Raw genomic sequence first — 15,804 nt, forward strand, 5'->3', positions numbered from 1 at the left:
ACATGCTACTCAGTAGGTTGTAGCCCGTCAACGATCGGCGTTCTTCGCCGCCCGTCCGCCGCCGCACTCCGCTTCGCTGACGCGAAGGACGGCTTCCTGGGTCGTACTGGCGCACAATCGCCCGGTCCTGTCGAACAGCCGGCCGCGCGTCAGGCAGCGCCCGGCACCCGCCCAGTCACTCTCGACTTCGTAGAGCAGCCAGTCGTCGGCTCGAGCCGGTGCGTGCAGGATGACGGAGTGGCCGATCGTGGCGAACCACACGTTCCCATCGGCGATGCGGTGCGGATGCGGCTGCAGACTTGCCGCGAGCATGAGCAGGTCGGAGAGGTAGACCATGCCTGCGGCGTGAATCTCCGGCGAGTCCGTGAGCTTGTGCCGGGTGCGCAACCAGACCCGCAGCGCGGCGATGTGCCCGCTCGCGCTCGGACGGTGAAGCGACCCGTCGGGAAACCGGATTTCGACCGGCAGCCGGCTGGTCACCTCGGAGATCCAGGCCAAGGTCGGCGGGTCGTCCGCCAGGGCATTCTCCGCCGAGGGCAGCGTCTCAGGCATCCGCGCCGGAGAAGGAGCCACTTGATGGCTGAGCCCACGCTCCGGACTCTGGAACGAAGCGGTGGCCCACAGGATCGGCCTGCCCGACTGGCACCCTTCCACTGTCCTAGTGCTGAAGGTACCCCCGTCCCGCGCCACCCCGACCTTATAAATGACGGGCACCGTGGAATCGCCCGGGAGAAGAAAGTACGCGCCGAGCGAGTTGAGCGCCCGCCCCGGCGGCACCGTTCGGCCGGCCGCGAGCATGGCTTGGGCCGCGACTTCGCCGCCATACAGCCTGATTCGGTCGCCTGCGTGAGTCCGGCCGCGGAAGATCAACGGCTCGAGCTGCTCAAGCTCGAGGAGTTCACCGACTCCGCCTTCAGGGTCGACGTGACCGGCTCCCCCTGCGCCGGCGGGCTGCATGCCTCGGGTAGCTGCCGTGGTGTGCGGATCGGCTGCGTGCATCGAGTCGCCCCTTACCTGTTTTGTTTCAGCCGTGTGTCACCAGGTCCGGGGATGAGCGGTCGGACCCTATCATACTACCACGTAGGTTTTTTGGTCTCGCGAAACCGGCCCGGTTCCGTCGCCAACTCAGCGTGAGCCCCCGCCAATTCATTCGGCCGAGTAGTATGTCGCCATGCGACAGCCCATCGCCCAAGGACGTACGCAAAAACTGGACTCGAAGCGGCATGCGAGCGCACAAGAGATCCTGGACGCGGCGGCAACGGCATTCTCGGAACGGGGGTACGCGGCCACCTCGATCGATGATGTGGCCGATGTGCTCGGCTGCACCAAGGGTCGGATCTACCACTACTTCCGGACCAAGGGCGATCTGTTCATCGGGATCCATCTGCAGGCGTTGGAGTGGGCGTTGGAGGCGGTCGGGCCGACCGCTGAGCGGGCGGATCTCGGCCCGGAGGAGAAGCTGCGCGAGATGGTGCACCGCCACGCGATGCACCTTATGAATAGGGCCAGTTACATGGGTCCCGCGCAATATCAGATCGAGATGAACCTCGCCAGCGAAGGCCGCAACAAGGACGAGCAGATGGCCCGCATCCTGAAGATGCGCCGGCAATTCGAGGCGTACTACGCCACCGTCGTCGAGGAGGGAATTGCGGCCGGCGCATTCCGCGGCACCGACGCGAACATCCTCGTCAAGGCCGTGCTGGGCACGATTAACTGGATGCACGTCTGGTTCCGCCCGGGTGGGCCGCAGGACTCAACGGTTGAGCGAGAGCGGACTGCGGCGGAACTCGCCGAGTTTGCCGTTCGCGGTGTCGTTGCCTGAACCCGGTCGCCGACCTGTTGGTCGAAGTCGTCAGATCCAGTAGCGCACCACTCGCGGCCTCGTCGGGCTAGCCAGGACTTCGCGGCAGACCCAGCAGTCGCTCGGCGAGGATGTTCCGCTGGATCTGCGCTGATCCTCCGTAGATGCTGCCGGCGCGGCCGTAGAGGTACCGGTCGAACCACTCGGCGCGACCAGGCGCGGTGGTGTCGGTCAGCAGGCTGAGGCTGAGTGCCATCAGCTTCTGCTCCACCGCGGTCATGAGCAGCTTGTCGATGGAGCTCTCCGGGCCAGGAGGCGCGCCCGAGACGCGATCGCTCAAGGTGCGCAGGCAGTGCATCCGTAGCACCTCCAGCGCAGCGGCGGCCTCGCCCAGCGCACGTAGGATGGCTCTGTCCGGTGTCGACGTCTGTGTCTTGACGACCGCGGCGAGTTCGGAAAGGTAGCGCTCAAACTTCGGCAGGTACCCGGTTTCGACGGCGCCCCTTTCGTAGTTGACCACGTCCATGGCGATCCGCCAGCCGTCGGCCGGCCGGCCGAGCATGTTCGCCTCCGGGATTCGTACGTCGTCCAGGAAGATCTCGGCGAACTCTTCATCCCCATTGGCCAGCACGATCGGGCGGACGGTCACCCCTGGCGTGCTCAGCGGGACGATGAACGCCGAGATTCCACGATGGCGGACGGCATCTGGATCCGTCCGGGCGAGCAGCAGGCAGAAGTCAGCGAATGCTGCGTAGCTCGTCCAGATCTTGTGGCCGTTGAGCACCCATTCGTCGCCCTCACGAACCGCACGGGTCCGCAGCGAGGCGAGGTCGGAGCCGGCCTGCGGCTCCGAGAATCCCTGGCACCAGATCTCGTCGGAGGCGAGCAGCGGTGGCAGGTAACGACGTCGTTGCTCGTCGGTGCCGTAGCTGAGCAACGGCCGGCCGAGGTGACCCAGCGGAAGCAGGCTGGGAGCGTTGGCCTTGCCAAGCTCCTCGCTGAGGATCGCCTCCTCCATCGGTCCGAGGCCCTGACCGCCGACCTCCTTCGGATACGACAAGGCGACCCAACCGCTCCGGTACAGGCGCTGCTGGAACTCACGCATGTAAGGCCAGCGCTCGGCGAGTACGGTCGGTTCTGGATCAGTCGGCAGGTTCTCCTTGAGCCAAGCACACAACCGTGCTCGGAAACGAGCTTCTTTTGGGGAGTCGCGAAGGTCCATGTGTGATTGCCCTCATGCCTTGTCGAGGACGCGGCCGGCCAGCAGCATCAGCGGCGCGTCCAGGTTGCCGAATGCCGCGTGGTGCAGGTGGGCACTACGCAGGCGGAGGTGGGCGTCATGCTCCTGGGTCACGCCGATCCCACCGAGGACTTGGATTCCGGTCTCGCAGACCCTGATCGCTGCCGCACCGGTGTAGCACTTCGCGGCCGACGCCACCCGTTCCGCCTCGTCGATCGGGGCATGCTCCGCCGCCCAGGAGGCGCCGTAGGTGATGGAGCGGCAGGTCTCGACGTCGAAGAGCATGTCAGCGCAGAGATGCTTCACGGCCTGGAACGAGCCGATCGGACGGTCGTACTGCTCACGCTGACGTGCATAGTCGAGTGCCTGACGCAATGCTCCGTCAGCGAGTCCCGTCAGAAACGCCGCGGCTCCGGTCCACGCCGCTGCTCGGGCTCTGCGCGCCCCCTCACTGGAGGCTGCACCCGCAGGGACGGGCCGGACACGGCACAAGCGGTGCAGTGGATCGACGTCCGTGATCGGGTCCACATCGACGAGATCGTGCACCGTGGCGAGCCCGTCCGGGGAGAGCGCGACCCCTTGAGCACCGTCGACCCAGTCGAACGCCACCGTTGCCGTGGCAACAGGATCTTCGAGCTGACCTCCGAGGAGGACCGAGTATGCCTCGCCGCGGCAGAGAGCTGCGAGCGACTCCCCCGGGCCACCTGCGAAACGGAGTAGGGCTGCTGCCGCAATAGCGGTCCCGACATACGGCACCGGCGCGATGTGGCGACCGAGCGCCTCGGCCACGACGCAGGCATCGGTCAACGAACCGCCTGCGCCACCCTGGTGTTCGGGGACCAGCAGTCCGACGAGGTCAAGCTCGACCAATTTCGACCACAGTTTGGCGCGCAGCGCGCCTCCGTCTGCTCGCGCATTCCCCACCGGCGAATCCGCGAACAGCTGTGCACTGACCTCGTCAATCGTCTGCTGGAGGATGCGTTGATCCTCCGAAAGAGCGAAGTGCATTTCGGACTCCTGAATAGAAGCACACTACTGCGTAGGTGGTAGTTAGAGCGCCGGCTGGGCTCCGTTCAAAGCCTGAAGCCGCCGTCGACATACAGCGTCTGTCCGGTGATGTAAGACGCCTCGTCGCTGCACAAGAACGCCGCCGCGGCCGCGACGTCCTCGGGGGACCCGACCCGCCTGACCGGGGTCGCCTCGGCCCTGGTCCGGCGGAACTCCTCGACGTCCAGCTTGAGCCGACGCGCGGCGTCGTCGGTCATCTCCGTGGTGATGAAGCCCGGCGCGATCGCGTTGACGTTGATGCCGAACGGACCGAGTTCGATGCCGAGCGTGCGGGTGAAGCCCTGCACGCCCATCTTCGCGGCCGAGTAGTTGACTTGACCGCGGCTGCCGAGCGCGGAGGTGCTCGAGAGATTGAGGATCTTGCCGTACCTTTGCGCCACGAAGTGCCGCTGCGCTGCCTTGGTCATCAGGAACGCCCCCTTGAGGTGCACGCCCATGACCAGGTCCCAGTCGTCCTCGGTCATCTTGTGCAGCAGACTGTCGCGGGTGAAACCGGCGTTGTTCACCAGCACATGGATACCGCCGAGTTCCTCGACGACCCGGGTGATCGCCGCATCGACCGCGTCGCCCCTGGTGATGTCGATAGCGATGTCGATGGCCTTCGCGCCTTCGACCACCGGCAAAACGCCGACGGCCTTGGCGGCTGCGGCCTCGTCGAGGTCGATCACGGCGATCGACGCGCCCTCCTCGGCGAGGCGGGCGGCAACTCCGAAGCCGATACCGCGTGCTGCCCCGGTGATGACGGCGATCCGCCCGTCGTAGCGACCCATCGAGTCTCCTCGTCATTGTCGGTATTGCGTCTGGTGAAGGACTGAGCACACATCGGACTCAGGCGTGTGCCGCGATCAACGGGGGGAGGTCTGCGTGCCATCGCATCGGCTCGCCGGATCGCGCGCTCCCCCGGGCATGGGATGGCCCGGGTTCGAAGCCCCTCGCGGCACCATGAGGCGAACGGTCTCGGCGATGCAGGCCGGCTTGTCCTGGCCGTCGATCTCGATCGTGTGGCGGATGACGGCCTGGGTGCCCGAGGCGGTGTCGTCGACGCTGACCAGCGTGGCACGGGACCGGATCCGGGAGCCGACCGTCACCGCTTGCGGAAAACGCACCTTGTTCAGACCGTAGTTGATCGACATCAAGACACCGTCGACGGTGAAGATCCGGCTGCCCAGAATGGGGATCAGGGACAGCGTCAGGTAGCCGTGCGCGATCGGCGCACAGTAGGGACCAGAGGCTGCTCGTGCGGGGTCGACGTGGATCCACTGCCGGTCCTCAGTGATCTCCGCGAAGGCGTCGATGCGGTCCTGGTCGACCTCGAACCATTCGCCGACACCGAGTTCCTCGCCGACGTGGGAGCGGAAGGAGTCGATACCGCCGAAGCGGCGGGGGACGCCGGTCGCGGAGATAGTCATGCTGTAGTCCTTCGGTCGATGCCGGTGTTGGGTCGCGCCTGCTGGACGGAACCGCGGGGCCTACTACTTGGTAGGTTGTTATCGTCAAAGTCGGCAGGTTCAGTAGAGATCCGTACGTTCTCAACAGTTCGGTCGCCGCGACCTCAGGCTGGGCGGCGCAGACTCGCCGTGCCGCGACATCGCATGCCTCAGACCGTCTCCGAAGTCAGAGGGAGCGAGCGATCAGTTCCTTCTGAATCTCGTTGGTGCCGCCGTAGATACGCTGCGCTCGGGCATCGGCGTACAGCCGGGCGATCGTGTACTCGGTCATGTAGCCGTACCCGCCGTGCAACTGCAGGCATTTGTCGATCACCTGACACTGGACGTCGGTGAGCCACCACTTGCACATCGCCGACGTAGGGAGGTCCAGTCCGGTCGACAGGTGGGTGGCCATGCATTCGTTGAGGAAGATGCGGGCGACCTTTGCGAGGGTGGCACACTCGGCAAGCTCGAAGCGGATGTGTTGCTTGTCGATCAAGGGGCCACCGAACGCCTCACGATGCTTCACGTAGTCCGTTGTGACCGATAGCGCCAGCTCGGTCGCGGTAACCGCGGTGACGCCGACGATCAGGCGCTCCTGCGGCAACCTGTGCATCATCATCGCGAAGCCGTTGCCCTCCTCGCCGAGGAGGTTCTCCTCTGGAACGAGGACGTCGTCGAAGAAGAGTTCATTCGTGTCCGCACCGTGCTGACCGATCTTCTCCAGGGGCCGACCTCGAGTGAAGCCGACAGCGGCTTGGGTTTCGACGACGATCAGGGAAATTCCCTTTGCGCCTTTCGACGGGTCAGTGGAGCATGCGACGACAACGAGATCGGCGCTGCCACCATTGGTGATGAAGATCTTGGACCCGTTGATGAGCCACCCGCGGCTCGTGCGTACCGCCTTGGTGCGAATCGCCTTGAGGTCAGAACCGGCGGACGGTTCAGTCATGGCCAGTGCTCCGATGAGCTCACCACTGGCCATCTTCGGTAGCCAGCGCTGCCGCTGCTCCTCCGTCCCGTATTCGTATACGTAGTCGGCGACGACTCCGCTGTGCATCGAGTTGCCCCAAGACCGGTCACCATGACGCGCGTAGGCTTCTTGGATCGTCGCCTGGTGAAGGAAACTGCCGCCGCCACCGCCGTACTCGACGGGGATGCTCGCGCACAGCAGGCCGAGCTCGCCGCACTTGAGCCAGAATTCGCGGTCGACACAACGCTGTGCCTCCCACCTCTCCCTGTTGGCCGGGATCTCACGGTCAAAGAAGGCTGTGGCCATCGCGAAAAGGTCGGCCGCGTCGCCGGTCATCCAAGGCCGAGCCGTAGCGTCGATCATCAGGTCTCTTCTCTGTCGAGGACGTTCTGCGTGGGAACGTCATGTCCCTCGTGAGGCAGGAATCGAAGGATCAGGCATCAGTGAGAGTCATGGGGACTCGGGCAGTCGTTCGATGATCGTTCCCGTTCCGAGCCCACCGCCACAGCACATCGTGACCAGTCCGTAGCGACCACCAGTGCGCTCGAGCTCGTAAAGCGCCTTGGTGATCAGGATGGTCCCGGTCGCGCCGAGCGGATGGCCGAGGGCGATCGCGCCACCGTTGACGTTCACCCGGTCCATGTCCGCGTCGTACTCCTTCGCCCACGCGCAGGCGACCGAGGCGAATGCCTCATTGATTTCGACGACGTCGATGTCGGACAGCGAGAGCCCGGTCCGGGCCAGGATCTTCGCGGTCGCCGGAATCGGCCCGGTCAGCATGAGGACGGGATCGGAGCCGACCAGGACCGAGTCGAGGACGCGCGCCCGCGGGCGGAGTCCGAGAAGGTCGGCCTTCTCTCTGCTCATCAGCAGCACCGCACTCGCCCCGTCGGAGATCTGGGACGAGTTTCCGGCGGTATGGAAGCTCGATGGCACTCTGTCGGGCTGGTTGAGCCTCAGCCCGGCAAGGCCCTCGAGTGTCGTCAGCCGAATGCCCTCATCACGCGTGATCGTCTTCGTTCCGACCATCTCGCCGTTCTCGTCGGCGACGGCGGCGTCGATGGGGACGATCTGGCTGCCGAAGCGGTCCTGCTCCCACGCGCGTGCGGCCCGGTCCTGGGAGTTCTTCGCGAATTCGTCGAGCGCCTCGCGGCTCAACCCCCAGCGCTCGGCGATGCGGTCGGCCGCCTCGAACTGAATCGTGGGTTCGTAGTTCTCGGCGTACCTACCGCCACGAGGGTTGCCGTACGGCCCGCCCGGAGGCATGTTGCTGCCGAGGGGGATTTGGCTCATCACCTCGACGCCACAGGCGATCGCGACATCGGCGAGGCCGGCCGCAACAGCGGCCTGCGCCATCAGATGAGCCTCCTGCGACGAGCCGCATTGGGCATTCACCGTCACCGCCGGCACCTCCAGCGGGAGGCCGGCGGTGAGCCATGCGTTACGCACGACGTTCGCGGCCTGCATGCCGAGTTGCACGACGCACCCCCCGACGACGTGCTCGACCTCGGCGCCGGTGAGGTCGCATCGCGCGAGAAGCCTGGCGAGGACGTCGCCGAGCAGTTCGTTCGAGTGCTTGTGGGCCAGCCCGCCGTTGCGTTTTCCGACAGGAGATCGGACTGCATCGACGATGACGACTTCGCGCATGTGAACTCATTTCTGCATGACCTAGGCAAACATACTACCACGTAGGTTGTCCGTATGCCGCTCGACATCTCTAGAGCCTGCCGATCCCTTCCAGCACCTCCGGGCACGACCACCCATATGCCAACCGCCATGTCTCCAAAACCGCGACAGCGGGAAGAATGCGGGCGATCCGCTCGGCGATCAGCGGTACCGGCATCCCCGCACGCTGGGCCTCGGCACGGATGCGAGCGGCCAGGCGGGCCAACTCGGCCCGACGACGGCGGCCGACGGCCATGGTCGCCGCACCTTTCACTGCACGCGGGTACGGCAGGCGCACCATAAACCGCGGGTCGGGATGTGGGTGGAAATGTCAGCCGCCGAGGCCGCCGCCCAAGGCATGGCGGAGGGGGACATGGTGGAGGTGGCGACGCGCAGGGGAGCCGTGCGGGGCAGTTTGCGGGTGTCCGCCATGAGGGACGGGGTGGTATTCCTGTCCTTCCACTACGGCTACTGGGACACCCAGACGGGTGCCGCCCGAGCCCCCGGCCAGGCCGGGCGGGCGGCGAACAAGGCGACCCTCACCGCCTGGGACCCGGTCTCCAAGCAGCCCCTTTTCAAGACCGCCGCTTGCCGGGCGCGGCGCGTGGCGCCCGGCGGCGGCCGACATGCTCCGGCGCCCACCACCGGGGCTTCGGCGCCGGTCGACCTCGTCGGCGCGGCGGCCACCGCGGGTGGCTCAGACGCCCCCGCCGCTCAGAGGCTTCCGGACGCCTGAGCTGCAGCGGGCGCCCGAGATGCCCGCTCTGCGCCGGTGGCCGCTCACACGTCGAACATGCTTACTCCGCCCGGACCGACGAGCAGTCCCACAACGATCAGAACGATCCCCCAGAGGACCTGTCGGCGTGCGACCAGGACGTAGACGCCCCCGATGACCAGGGCCGCAGCAAGAATCCATAGCAAAGTACCCATAGAAGGCCCTATGCCCGCCGATCCGCACACCATTCGCAAACCGGTCCCAAACACCGCGCACCGATGCCCACCGACGCATCAGGCAGGGCCCGGACATACCGAGCCTGACAGGCGGACACGTTCTATGGCGGGTGCTGTCCCGTCACGCTCACCGCTCACCTCTTCGTGGGTGCCCTGTGACCTTGCGGTGCTGCAAGGGCAGGACCGCAGAGCTTCGGTGCGCAGTCCAAAGGAGTCGGAAAGCCACAGCATCTGCTGTCGGCGGCCAGCCCGCACGAGAAGCTGCTGGTCGGCCGGGACGCCCACAAGTCGGTCGTCGCCGGGCTGATTTTGTCCGGGATCGAGCCGGTGTAGGTGGACCCGCAGTGGGACGCCGGCTTGCGTCTGGCGCACCCGCCGTCCCCGGCCACTTTCGAGGTCGCTTTCGCCGCCCACCCCGACGCCAAAGTGGCCCTGGTGGTCAGCCCGACCCCGTACGGCACATGCGCCAACCTGGCGACCCTCGCCCGCATCTGCCATGAGCAGGGCGAGCCGGTGATCGTGGACGAGGCGTTGGGGGGCCCACCTGCCGTTCCACCCCGGCCTGCCGAGCTGGGCGATGGCCGCCGGGGCGAACGTCTGCGTCACCTCGATCGGCTACCTGCGCAGCGGTGTGCAGGCGGGCATGGTGATTCCCGATGCGGTCGACTCCCGGATGGAGAGTGTGCGGGTGGTTGCCCGAGACTTGCTTTGCGCGTGCCGCGGATCATCTTGCCGTCGTATCGCGGCCGAAGGCGATGGTCTTGTCGCGCGAGGGACGCCGCTTTCGCGGCGGGCTCGGGACTTGCCGAGGTTTCGGCGGGCGATGGAGTCGCCGGCCGCAGACGACGGAACGGTTTCCTGCCAGACCTCGGGGGCAGAGTCCCAGCTATGGGCCGCAAGGCGAACAAACGTGTATCAGTAACGCTGTGTGAGGATGGCCCCCTGCTCGTGCGGGGCGCCTTCACGCTGGTCACTCAAGACGGGGAGACGATCGACCCCGGCAGGGCGACCGTGGCGTTGTGCCGCTGCGGGCTTTCGTCGCGCAAGCCGTTCTGCGACGGTTCGCACAAGGCGGCGGGGTTCCAGGCCGCCGGAGAGCCCGAGTCCGCCGACTGAAACCGTCTTTTCAGGTAGCGCACCGAATGTGCGGCGACCAGCAGCCGCCGGCCCGCATAAGGCACTCCGCCCCGGAAAAGCCGAGCCCACAGAGCCAGCCAACTGCAGGTCGCGCGCTCCAGCATCCAAAGCGGCGCGAACAGCGATGTGCCAGCGGGAAAGACCTGCCGGCCCCCGGCTTTGCGGCGGCCGATCTCGGCTGCACCCACCGTCAGCGCGCTGAAGGCCAGGACCGCTCGCCATCGTCGGCGCAGGAGACAGACGGCGAGGGCGGGCAGGAGCGCCAGGAAGCCCAGCATGCGGGCAGGCTGGGCCAGATCGTCGTATGCCTGTCGCACCCGCTGGGACCGGAATCTTTGTGCATCGGGCGGCAGGCGGCGCACATAGAGGCCAAGGGGGCGGTGCTCGCGGCCGCCGAAGCTGCGGACGGTGCGAATCAGCTCCAAATTCTCAAAAAGGACGTCACCGTCGTAGCCTCCCATTCTCCGGAAGGTCGACCGGCGCACTCCGAAGGTGCCGGGATAGTCTGCGCCGATGCTGCGGTTGAGGAGGATACGGGCCGTATCCCATCGGGCGTGCCAGGGAAGCGGGTGGAAGTAGTTCTGCGGCCTGACCAGGTCCGCCGTCGCCAGGAGGGCGTGCATCCTGGCGAGCTCGGCTTCGCCGTACCGGACGTCGTCGTCGGCGACGATCACACGCTCCGCGCGTGCGCGGCGCATCCCGCTGATGACTCCGCTGACTTTGCCGTTGGCGAAGCGCAGGTCCCGGTCCGGGCGCACATGCCGTACGAACCCCTCCCACGTTTCGGAGTGCCGTTCGAACAGCGGCGCCGGCGAGCCGTCGACGACTATGACCTGTACGGAGCGGCTCAACCACCTCAGATAGCCGGTCAGCTCCATCAGGCCGGAGTCATCGCGCCAGCGCAGCGGTAGCACGTAGTCGAGCTCCATCACGGGCCGCCCACAGGGGAGGCTTCCTCCAGCAACGATGTGGTGCCGCGCGCCCAGGCGTCCAGGAGATGGTCGCTGAAGAGCCGGTCGAGGAAAAGAGCGCAGGCCGCGCCGTACAGGATGTCGCCGGCGAGTTCGGGGTGCGCCTCGGCGAACCCGCCGCACATATCGTGAGCGGCGATCTGCTCGTGTACGGCGTCGGCCTGCACATGCTCTTCGAAGAATCGGCAGGCCGACTCATCGCCGCCGAGCCGCCGCAGACCGCGCGCGTATTTCTGATTGGGCAGCGAGGAGGTCATTTCGAAGGCTGCGAGATGGCCGAGCAGGGCCCCGCGGTGGCGGCGGTGCAGGCCGAACAGCGAGATGACGTTGGCCGCCGCCAGGGTGAGCGCCGGAACTCGGTTCACATAGGCGCCGTAGGTGTCGTCGAGGCCGAGGCCCCGCATGGTGGCCCGGAACAGCTCCGAGTGCATCCGATCCAGTGATCCTCCGCCATATTCATCGGCCTGTATCTCCACGAGGGCGGCCTTGGCCTTGCCGGTCAGCCGGGGAATCCCCCACGTGTGAGGGTCGGCCTCTTTCAGGTGGTAGATCGACCGGTGCGCGATGAACTCACGGAACTGCGTCGCATCCGCTTTCTTCTCCAGAAACGCGGCAAGGGAAGGGGCCTCGTCGGCCGCCGCCACCAGCTCCGACAAGGCCCGCCGTATGTGGGTGGAAGCAGGCACGGCCGGGCGGGCCACGGCTTCGGTGAGGGCGTAGGTGAATCGCCGCTCCAGCACTTGTCTGGTGGCGAGCAGCGAAGGCTCCCACTCCCATCGGTCGTTCACCTCGGAGAAGCCCTGGTAGTGCAGCTCGTAGCAGATGAAGAGCGCGAGCTGCTCGTCCTCGTCCGCGAGAGCCGCATCGCCCGAGAGCGGGGGCGGCCGGAATTCGTGCGGCGGGCGCGTCAGCCGTTCGGCGAGCATGGTGGTGACGGGACCTCGGGGGAAGGGCAGGTGCATCGGGCGTCTCCAGAAGAATGAGAGGGTCTGTAGCATCGGTCAAAGGCGGTAGACCGACACATGGGCCCTGCTGTCGTCGGTGAACGGGGTGCGGCACCAGTCGGCCCAGCGATGCTCGTGTTCCATGCCCGCCAACCGTGCCATCAGGTCCAGTTCGGCCGGCCACGCGTATCGGTGGTTGGCGGGTAGCAGCCGCAGGCCATCAGCAGTCATGTCGATCTTCGTCGTGTGCATCATCTGATCGGCGCGTGAGAGCCGCGCCGCCTCCACAAGCACCCTCCGCTCACCTACCACCAGCAGGCGCAGTGCCGTACCGGCCCAGGAGCTCGCAATGTCGGGCACCCATGCCTCGACCACGAAGCGGCCGCCCGGCCGCAGATGAGCGGCCGCGTTGCGGAAGCATCCGATCTGGGCGTCTTGAGAGGGCAACGCATAGATCGTGTTGACGGCCAGCACGACAAGGCTGAACTCGCCCGGTACCCTCGTGGTGGCGAAATCGCCCATCGTCACGGGAATTTCCTCCCCGCCTGGCTTGGCGCGCAGCTCATCCACCATGTCAGTGGAACCGTCGATGCCCACGACGGTCAGTCCGCGCTTCACCAGCGGTAGGGCCAGCCGTCCGGTGCCGATACCGAACTCCAGGACCGGGCCGCCTTCGGCGAGTTCCTGCAGGCGGTCTACCGCCGAAGCGGTGGAACCCTCAGGAATGATGGCGCTGTAGATGTCGTCGTAGACGTCGGCGATGGCCTGGCCGTAAGCGGATGCGTCGAACGCCTGCGCCATGGGAGCCCCCGTTCCTCATTGCAATTAGGGGTGGCCTGCCCTTGGAAGGAAAGGCGAAAACAGCGGGCGTACCGTGGAAGGGCAAGGCTTTATCGGACCCGGGGGGAGATGAGGGCCATGCCGGCCCGGTGCCGTGCCCCCGGCCGGCCTGCCGGTCCCGGCCTTACCCGACTGGCCATGCCGGTCACCTGGAAGGCCGCTGTGCCGGACGGCGCGAGCCGAGGCGGGCACGGAACGGAATCGGTATAAACCCCCAAAAGGGCGGGTATCGGGACAACCTGACAGGGTCGCGGCGGAGCACCGCCGCGGCCTTGACCACATACAGAGAAAGGAATCGCCTGTGGGCAGCATCACCCAGTCGGTCGACGTCGACGTTCCGGTGCGCACCGCCTACAACCACGCGGCCCGGTTCGAGGCATTCCCCCACTTCGTCGAAGGGGTGGAGTCCGTGGTCCAGCACGGCGACGCCACCACCCACTGGAGGATCAAGCTCGGTGGCGGCGGGGCCGAGCGCGAGTTCGACGCCCGCATCACCGTGCAGCGCCCCGACGAGTGCATCGCGTGGGTCTCGGTGAGCGGCCCCCGGCACGTCGGCATCGTCACCTTCCAGCCCCTGGGCGAGGGCCGCACCCGCGTCACCTTGCAGATCCAGACCGACCCGCAAGGACCGGCCGACAAGACCGCCGACGCCGCCGACCTGCTGTTGCGCAAGGTCAAAGGCGACCTGCGGCGTTTCGCCGACTTCGTCGAGCAGCGCGGCGAGGTCGCGGTCCCTCCCGCCATGTGACCGGTGCCGGGGCAGGGCCGCCGAGGGCCTCAGGGGTGCCGCCGGCGGCCCTGCTCCGGCACCATCCAGGGCGGGGGACTTCACGCAGATGCCTCACCCCGGTGAAACGGTGCAGCGCTCCAAGCCGCGAGTAGACATGGTCGGCAGCAGCTAGATGTACTTCATCGCGGTGCCGCGGGGCACCGCCCCACGGCACATATCCGGGCGCGGTCGCAGATAGCGCAGCGGATGCCGCCAGCGGCCGTGCTCGCGGGCCAGATCGGCCGGCACCTCCACCACCGGCTCAGGCTCCACCCGCACGTAGGCGACCGGGTCGGCCCTGCGGAACAGGCCGGCTGCCCAGCCGGGCGGGAGCAGCTCCGGCCACGGGTGAGCGTCCTCGGCGGGGCGCAGAAGCGCAGCCACATCCGCCGCCCGGCTCCTAATGCAGGCGGCTGGTGCGGCCGACCACGCCCAGCAGCCCGCCGTCGTCGGCGCTCCGCGGCAGGACTCCAGCCGCACCCAGCGCTCACCGATGTAGGCCACGGCCCGGTAGCCGTCGTACTTGGCCTCGTAAAAGGCAGCCGCCGCGGCAGGAGCCGGGCTCGGGCAGGAAGTCCAGGAGGGCGGGCCGGCATCGGGCCCGGGAGACCGGTCACCCGACTCCGGCACGATGATCCCTGGAAGCGCGAACCGTGAGGACCGGGATGATCGTGTGTACGTCTGGACGCGGCCTTGGCGATCCGCCGCCGTAGCGGCGCGGCATGCGGACGGCCACCCTGCAAAAGGGGTGGCCACCGTGCAAAGCCATGCCCGTCCCTGCGGGAGGTATGCCCTTGAACTGGTCAAATGCGGGTTCCGGTCGTATTACCGGCTCTCGCAGGTAGGGGCGAGGCCTGCCTACCCTGGCAGAAGCAGTGGTCGCGGGACCAGGCGGGAGAGGGCACGGCGGACATCAGGCCTTCTCCCGCCCCGCCCGCATGGAGAAGGGGGCAGGGCCCGTGTCTCGTCTGCTGGCCGCCGTCGCCGACTACCGGCCGTGCACCGTGATCTCGCTGTGGGGCGAGCTCGACATGGAGTCGGCCGCGCTGGTGGAGTACCTGGTGGCCCAGGCGCTGGAAGGCGGCCGGGTCCGTCTGGTGGTGGACGCCGCCCGTCTGGAGTTCTGCGACTGGGCCGGCCTGGAGGCGCTGCTGGCCGCCCGCGACCGCGCCGCCGCGGCCGGGGGGAGTCTGCGGCTGGCGTTCGTGCACGGCCAGGTGAGGCGGCTTGTCGGCACGGGACAGGCCTGCCGTGTGGTCCCGGCCGACGCCGAGCTGGTGGCGCTGGACTGGTGAACCCCGAAAGGCCCCGCCCGCCGGTCTCAGGTGCCGGTGTGGGCGGGCTGCCTGGTCTCTTGGGCCTTGCGCGCGTGCCGGAAGGGCGGCTGGCCGGCGGGCCGGAGCTGGAGGCGCCGCCCGAGCGGCGTCGGCGGCGCACCGCCAACGCCATGTTGACCACCATCGCGAGCACCACCAGCACGGCGCTTAACCACCGTTGGCCGATCAGGAACGTCAGCAGGAACATCAGTGCGAAGACTCCCAGCAGCACGTGCGCCACATCGCACGTGATCGCCGAGTCGCGGTCTTGCCGCGGGCGGTCTGGCTGGTCCAGCCTCTCCTTCCGTTCTCCTTTCCGGCGCTCCTGGCCGGCGGAGTGTGGCAGGGGCGGGTCCGGCGGACGGTCTTGCCGTGGCCCGCGCCTGCTTTGGCTGCCCTGCCCCCGGCCTGGCCGCCGCACACCTCCTGCAGGGTCAAAACGGGATCCGGAGCGGACAGATCAGCAGGCAGGCGGGAGCTTCAGCAGCGTCCGCCCTCCTGGAGCGGCTTTGCGTCCTCACCCGGGGCCCAAAGTTCTGTGCGGGTGCGGGGCGGCGGACGCTCAGGAAGGCGCTGGCCAGGCCCATCACCTGCTCCAGCCACCGCTGCAGGCAGCGCGGCACCCCCTCAGGTGTTCGATCCTTGGCGTGTAGGTGCGGAGGGATGGCTGCTCGGGCCCGATGGCGGCTGAGCAGCACCGGC

The 15,804-nt window shown here is 67.4% G+C and carries 17 protein-coding genes and 1 pseudogene; 5 read left to right on the top strand and 13 right to left on the bottom strand.

Annotated features, from left to right (window positions below; all coding sequences use genetic code 11):
• Nucleotides 1-27 precede the first annotated feature (27 nt).
• The gene (locus Ssi02_RS22930) at nt 28-999 is read right to left on the bottom strand and encodes an acyl-CoA thioesterase (RefSeq protein WP_204029007.1); all 972 of its coding nucleotides are present in this window, start codon (nt 997-999) and stop codon (nt 28-30) included.
• 172 nt (nt 1,000-1,171) lie between these two features.
• Here Ssi02_RS22930 and Ssi02_RS22935 point away from each other — a divergent pair, with 172 nt between their 5' ends.
• Entirely contained in the window at nt 1,172-1,822 is a 651-nt protein-coding gene (locus Ssi02_RS22935; RefSeq protein ID WP_204029008.1) for a TetR/AcrR family transcriptional regulator, read from the top strand.
• 67 nt (nt 1,823-1,889) lie between these two features.
• Here the strand turns inward: Ssi02_RS22935 and Ssi02_RS22940 are convergent, their stop codons facing one another.
• The 7 genes from Ssi02_RS22940 to Ssi02_RS22970 all read right to left on the bottom strand — a co-directional run bounded on the left by Ssi02_RS22940 (nt 1,890) and on the right by Ssi02_RS22970 (nt 8,430).
• Nucleotides 1,890-3,023: an acyl-CoA dehydrogenase family protein gene (locus Ssi02_RS22940; protein ID WP_204029011.1), complete on the bottom strand. Its 1,134-nt coding sequence runs from the start codon at nt 3,021-3,023 to the stop codon at nt 1,890-1,892.
• 12 nt (nt 3,024-3,035) lie between these two features.
• Complete coding sequence (locus tag Ssi02_RS22945; protein WP_204029013.1) at nt 3,036-4,049, bottom strand: acyl-CoA dehydrogenase family protein; 1,014 nt, start codon at nt 4,047-4,049, stop codon at nt 3,036-3,038.
• A 65-nt stretch (nt 4,050-4,114) separates the two neighbouring features.
• Nucleotides 4,115-4,879: an SDR family NAD(P)-dependent oxidoreductase gene (locus Ssi02_RS22950; RefSeq protein WP_204029015.1), complete on the bottom strand. Its 765-nt coding sequence runs from the start codon at nt 4,877-4,879 to the stop codon at nt 4,115-4,117.
• A 75-nt stretch (nt 4,880-4,954) separates the two neighbouring features.
• Entirely contained in the window at nt 4,955-5,518 is a 564-nt protein-coding gene (locus Ssi02_RS22955) for a MaoC family dehydratase (protein WP_204029016.1), read from the bottom strand.
• 205 nt (nt 5,519-5,723) lie between these two features.
• The gene (locus tag Ssi02_RS22960; RefSeq protein ID WP_204029018.1) at nt 5,724-6,872 is read right to left on the bottom strand and encodes an acyl-CoA dehydrogenase family protein; all 1,149 of its coding nucleotides are present in this window, start codon (nt 6,870-6,872) and stop codon (nt 5,724-5,726) included.
• A gap of 87 nt (nt 6,873-6,959) precedes the next feature.
• Entirely contained in the window at nt 6,960-8,156 is a 1,197-nt protein-coding gene (locus Ssi02_RS22965; protein ID WP_204029020.1) for an acetyl-CoA C-acyltransferase, read from the bottom strand.
• A gap of 70 nt (nt 8,157-8,226) precedes the next feature.
• The gene (locus Ssi02_RS22970) at nt 8,227-8,430 is read right to left on the bottom strand and encodes a hypothetical protein (protein ID WP_204029022.1); all 204 of its coding nucleotides are present in this window, start codon (nt 8,428-8,430) and stop codon (nt 8,227-8,229) included.
• Between Ssi02_RS22970 and Ssi02_RS22975 the strand changes: the two genes are divergently transcribed.
• Nucleotides 8,362-8,910: a molybdopterin dinucleotide binding domain-containing protein gene (locus Ssi02_RS22975; protein WP_275410740.1), complete on the top strand. Its 549-nt coding sequence runs from the start codon at nt 8,362-8,364 to the stop codon at nt 8,908-8,910. The two genes, Ssi02_RS22970 and Ssi02_RS22975, sit on opposite strands and share 69 nt — an antisense overlap.
• A gap of 44 nt (nt 8,911-8,954) precedes the next feature.
• Here Ssi02_RS22975 and Ssi02_RS22980 read toward each other — a convergent pair whose 3' ends face one another.
• Complete coding sequence (locus Ssi02_RS22980; protein ID WP_204029026.1) at nt 8,955-9,104, bottom strand: GPGG-motif small membrane protein; 150 nt, start codon at nt 9,102-9,104, stop codon at nt 8,955-8,957.
• Nucleotides 9,105-10,013: 909 nt separating this feature from the next.
• Here Ssi02_RS22980 and Ssi02_RS39630 point away from each other — a divergent pair.
• A pseudogene (locus Ssi02_RS39630) lies at nt 10,014-10,136 on the top strand (hypothetical protein); the annotation flags it as partial.
• Here the strand turns inward: Ssi02_RS39630 and Ssi02_RS38845 are convergent.
• Genes Ssi02_RS38845 through Ssi02_RS23000 form a run of 3 tightly spaced genes read right to left on the bottom strand, consistent with a single transcriptional unit; the run spans nt 10,100 to nt 12,978 of the window.
• A complete protein-coding gene (locus tag Ssi02_RS38845; protein ID WP_239129422.1) occupies nt 10,100-11,191 on the bottom strand; it encodes a glycosyltransferase family 2 protein in 1,092 nt (363 codons plus the stop codon). The pseudogene Ssi02_RS39630 and the gene Ssi02_RS38845 overlap by 37 nt on opposite strands.
• The gene (locus Ssi02_RS22995) at nt 11,191-12,195 is read right to left on the bottom strand and encodes an iron-containing redox enzyme family protein (RefSeq protein ID WP_204029032.1); all 1,005 of its coding nucleotides are present in this window, start codon (nt 12,193-12,195) and stop codon (nt 11,191-11,193) included. Before Ssi02_RS22995 ends, Ssi02_RS38845 begins: the two co-directional genes overlap by 1 nt.
• Before the next feature lie 39 nt (nt 12,196-12,234).
• A complete protein-coding gene (locus Ssi02_RS23000) occupies nt 12,235-12,978 on the bottom strand; it encodes a class I SAM-dependent DNA methyltransferase (RefSeq protein WP_204029034.1) in 744 nt (247 codons plus the stop codon).
• A gap of 340 nt (nt 12,979-13,318) precedes the next feature.
• On the opposite strand from Ssi02_RS23000, the gene Ssi02_RS23005 reads away from it, so the two are divergent.
• Entirely contained in the window at nt 13,319-13,765 is a 447-nt protein-coding gene (locus tag Ssi02_RS23005) for an SRPBCC family protein (RefSeq protein WP_204029036.1), read from the top strand.
• Nucleotides 13,766-13,915: 150 nt separating this feature from the next.
• Here Ssi02_RS23005 and Ssi02_RS23010 read toward each other — a convergent pair whose 3' ends face one another.
• Entirely contained in the window at nt 13,916-14,416 is a 501-nt protein-coding gene (locus Ssi02_RS23010) for a hypothetical protein (protein ID WP_204029038.1), read from the bottom strand.
• A gap of 329 nt (nt 14,417-14,745) precedes the next feature.
• On the opposite strand from Ssi02_RS23010, the gene Ssi02_RS23015 reads away from it, so the two are divergent.
• Nucleotides 14,746-15,081 (top strand): STAS domain-containing protein, encoded by a 336-nt coding sequence (locus tag Ssi02_RS23015; RefSeq protein WP_239129423.1) that lies wholly within the window; start codon nt 14,746-14,748, stop codon nt 15,079-15,081.
• The last annotated feature ends 723 nt before the right edge of the window (nt 15,082-15,804 follow it).

The sequence above is a fragment of the Sinosporangium siamense genome, from assembly GCF_016863435.1.
Taxonomy (GTDB): Bacteria; Actinomycetota; Actinomycetes; order Streptosporangiales; family Streptosporangiaceae; genus Sinosporangium; species Sinosporangium siamense.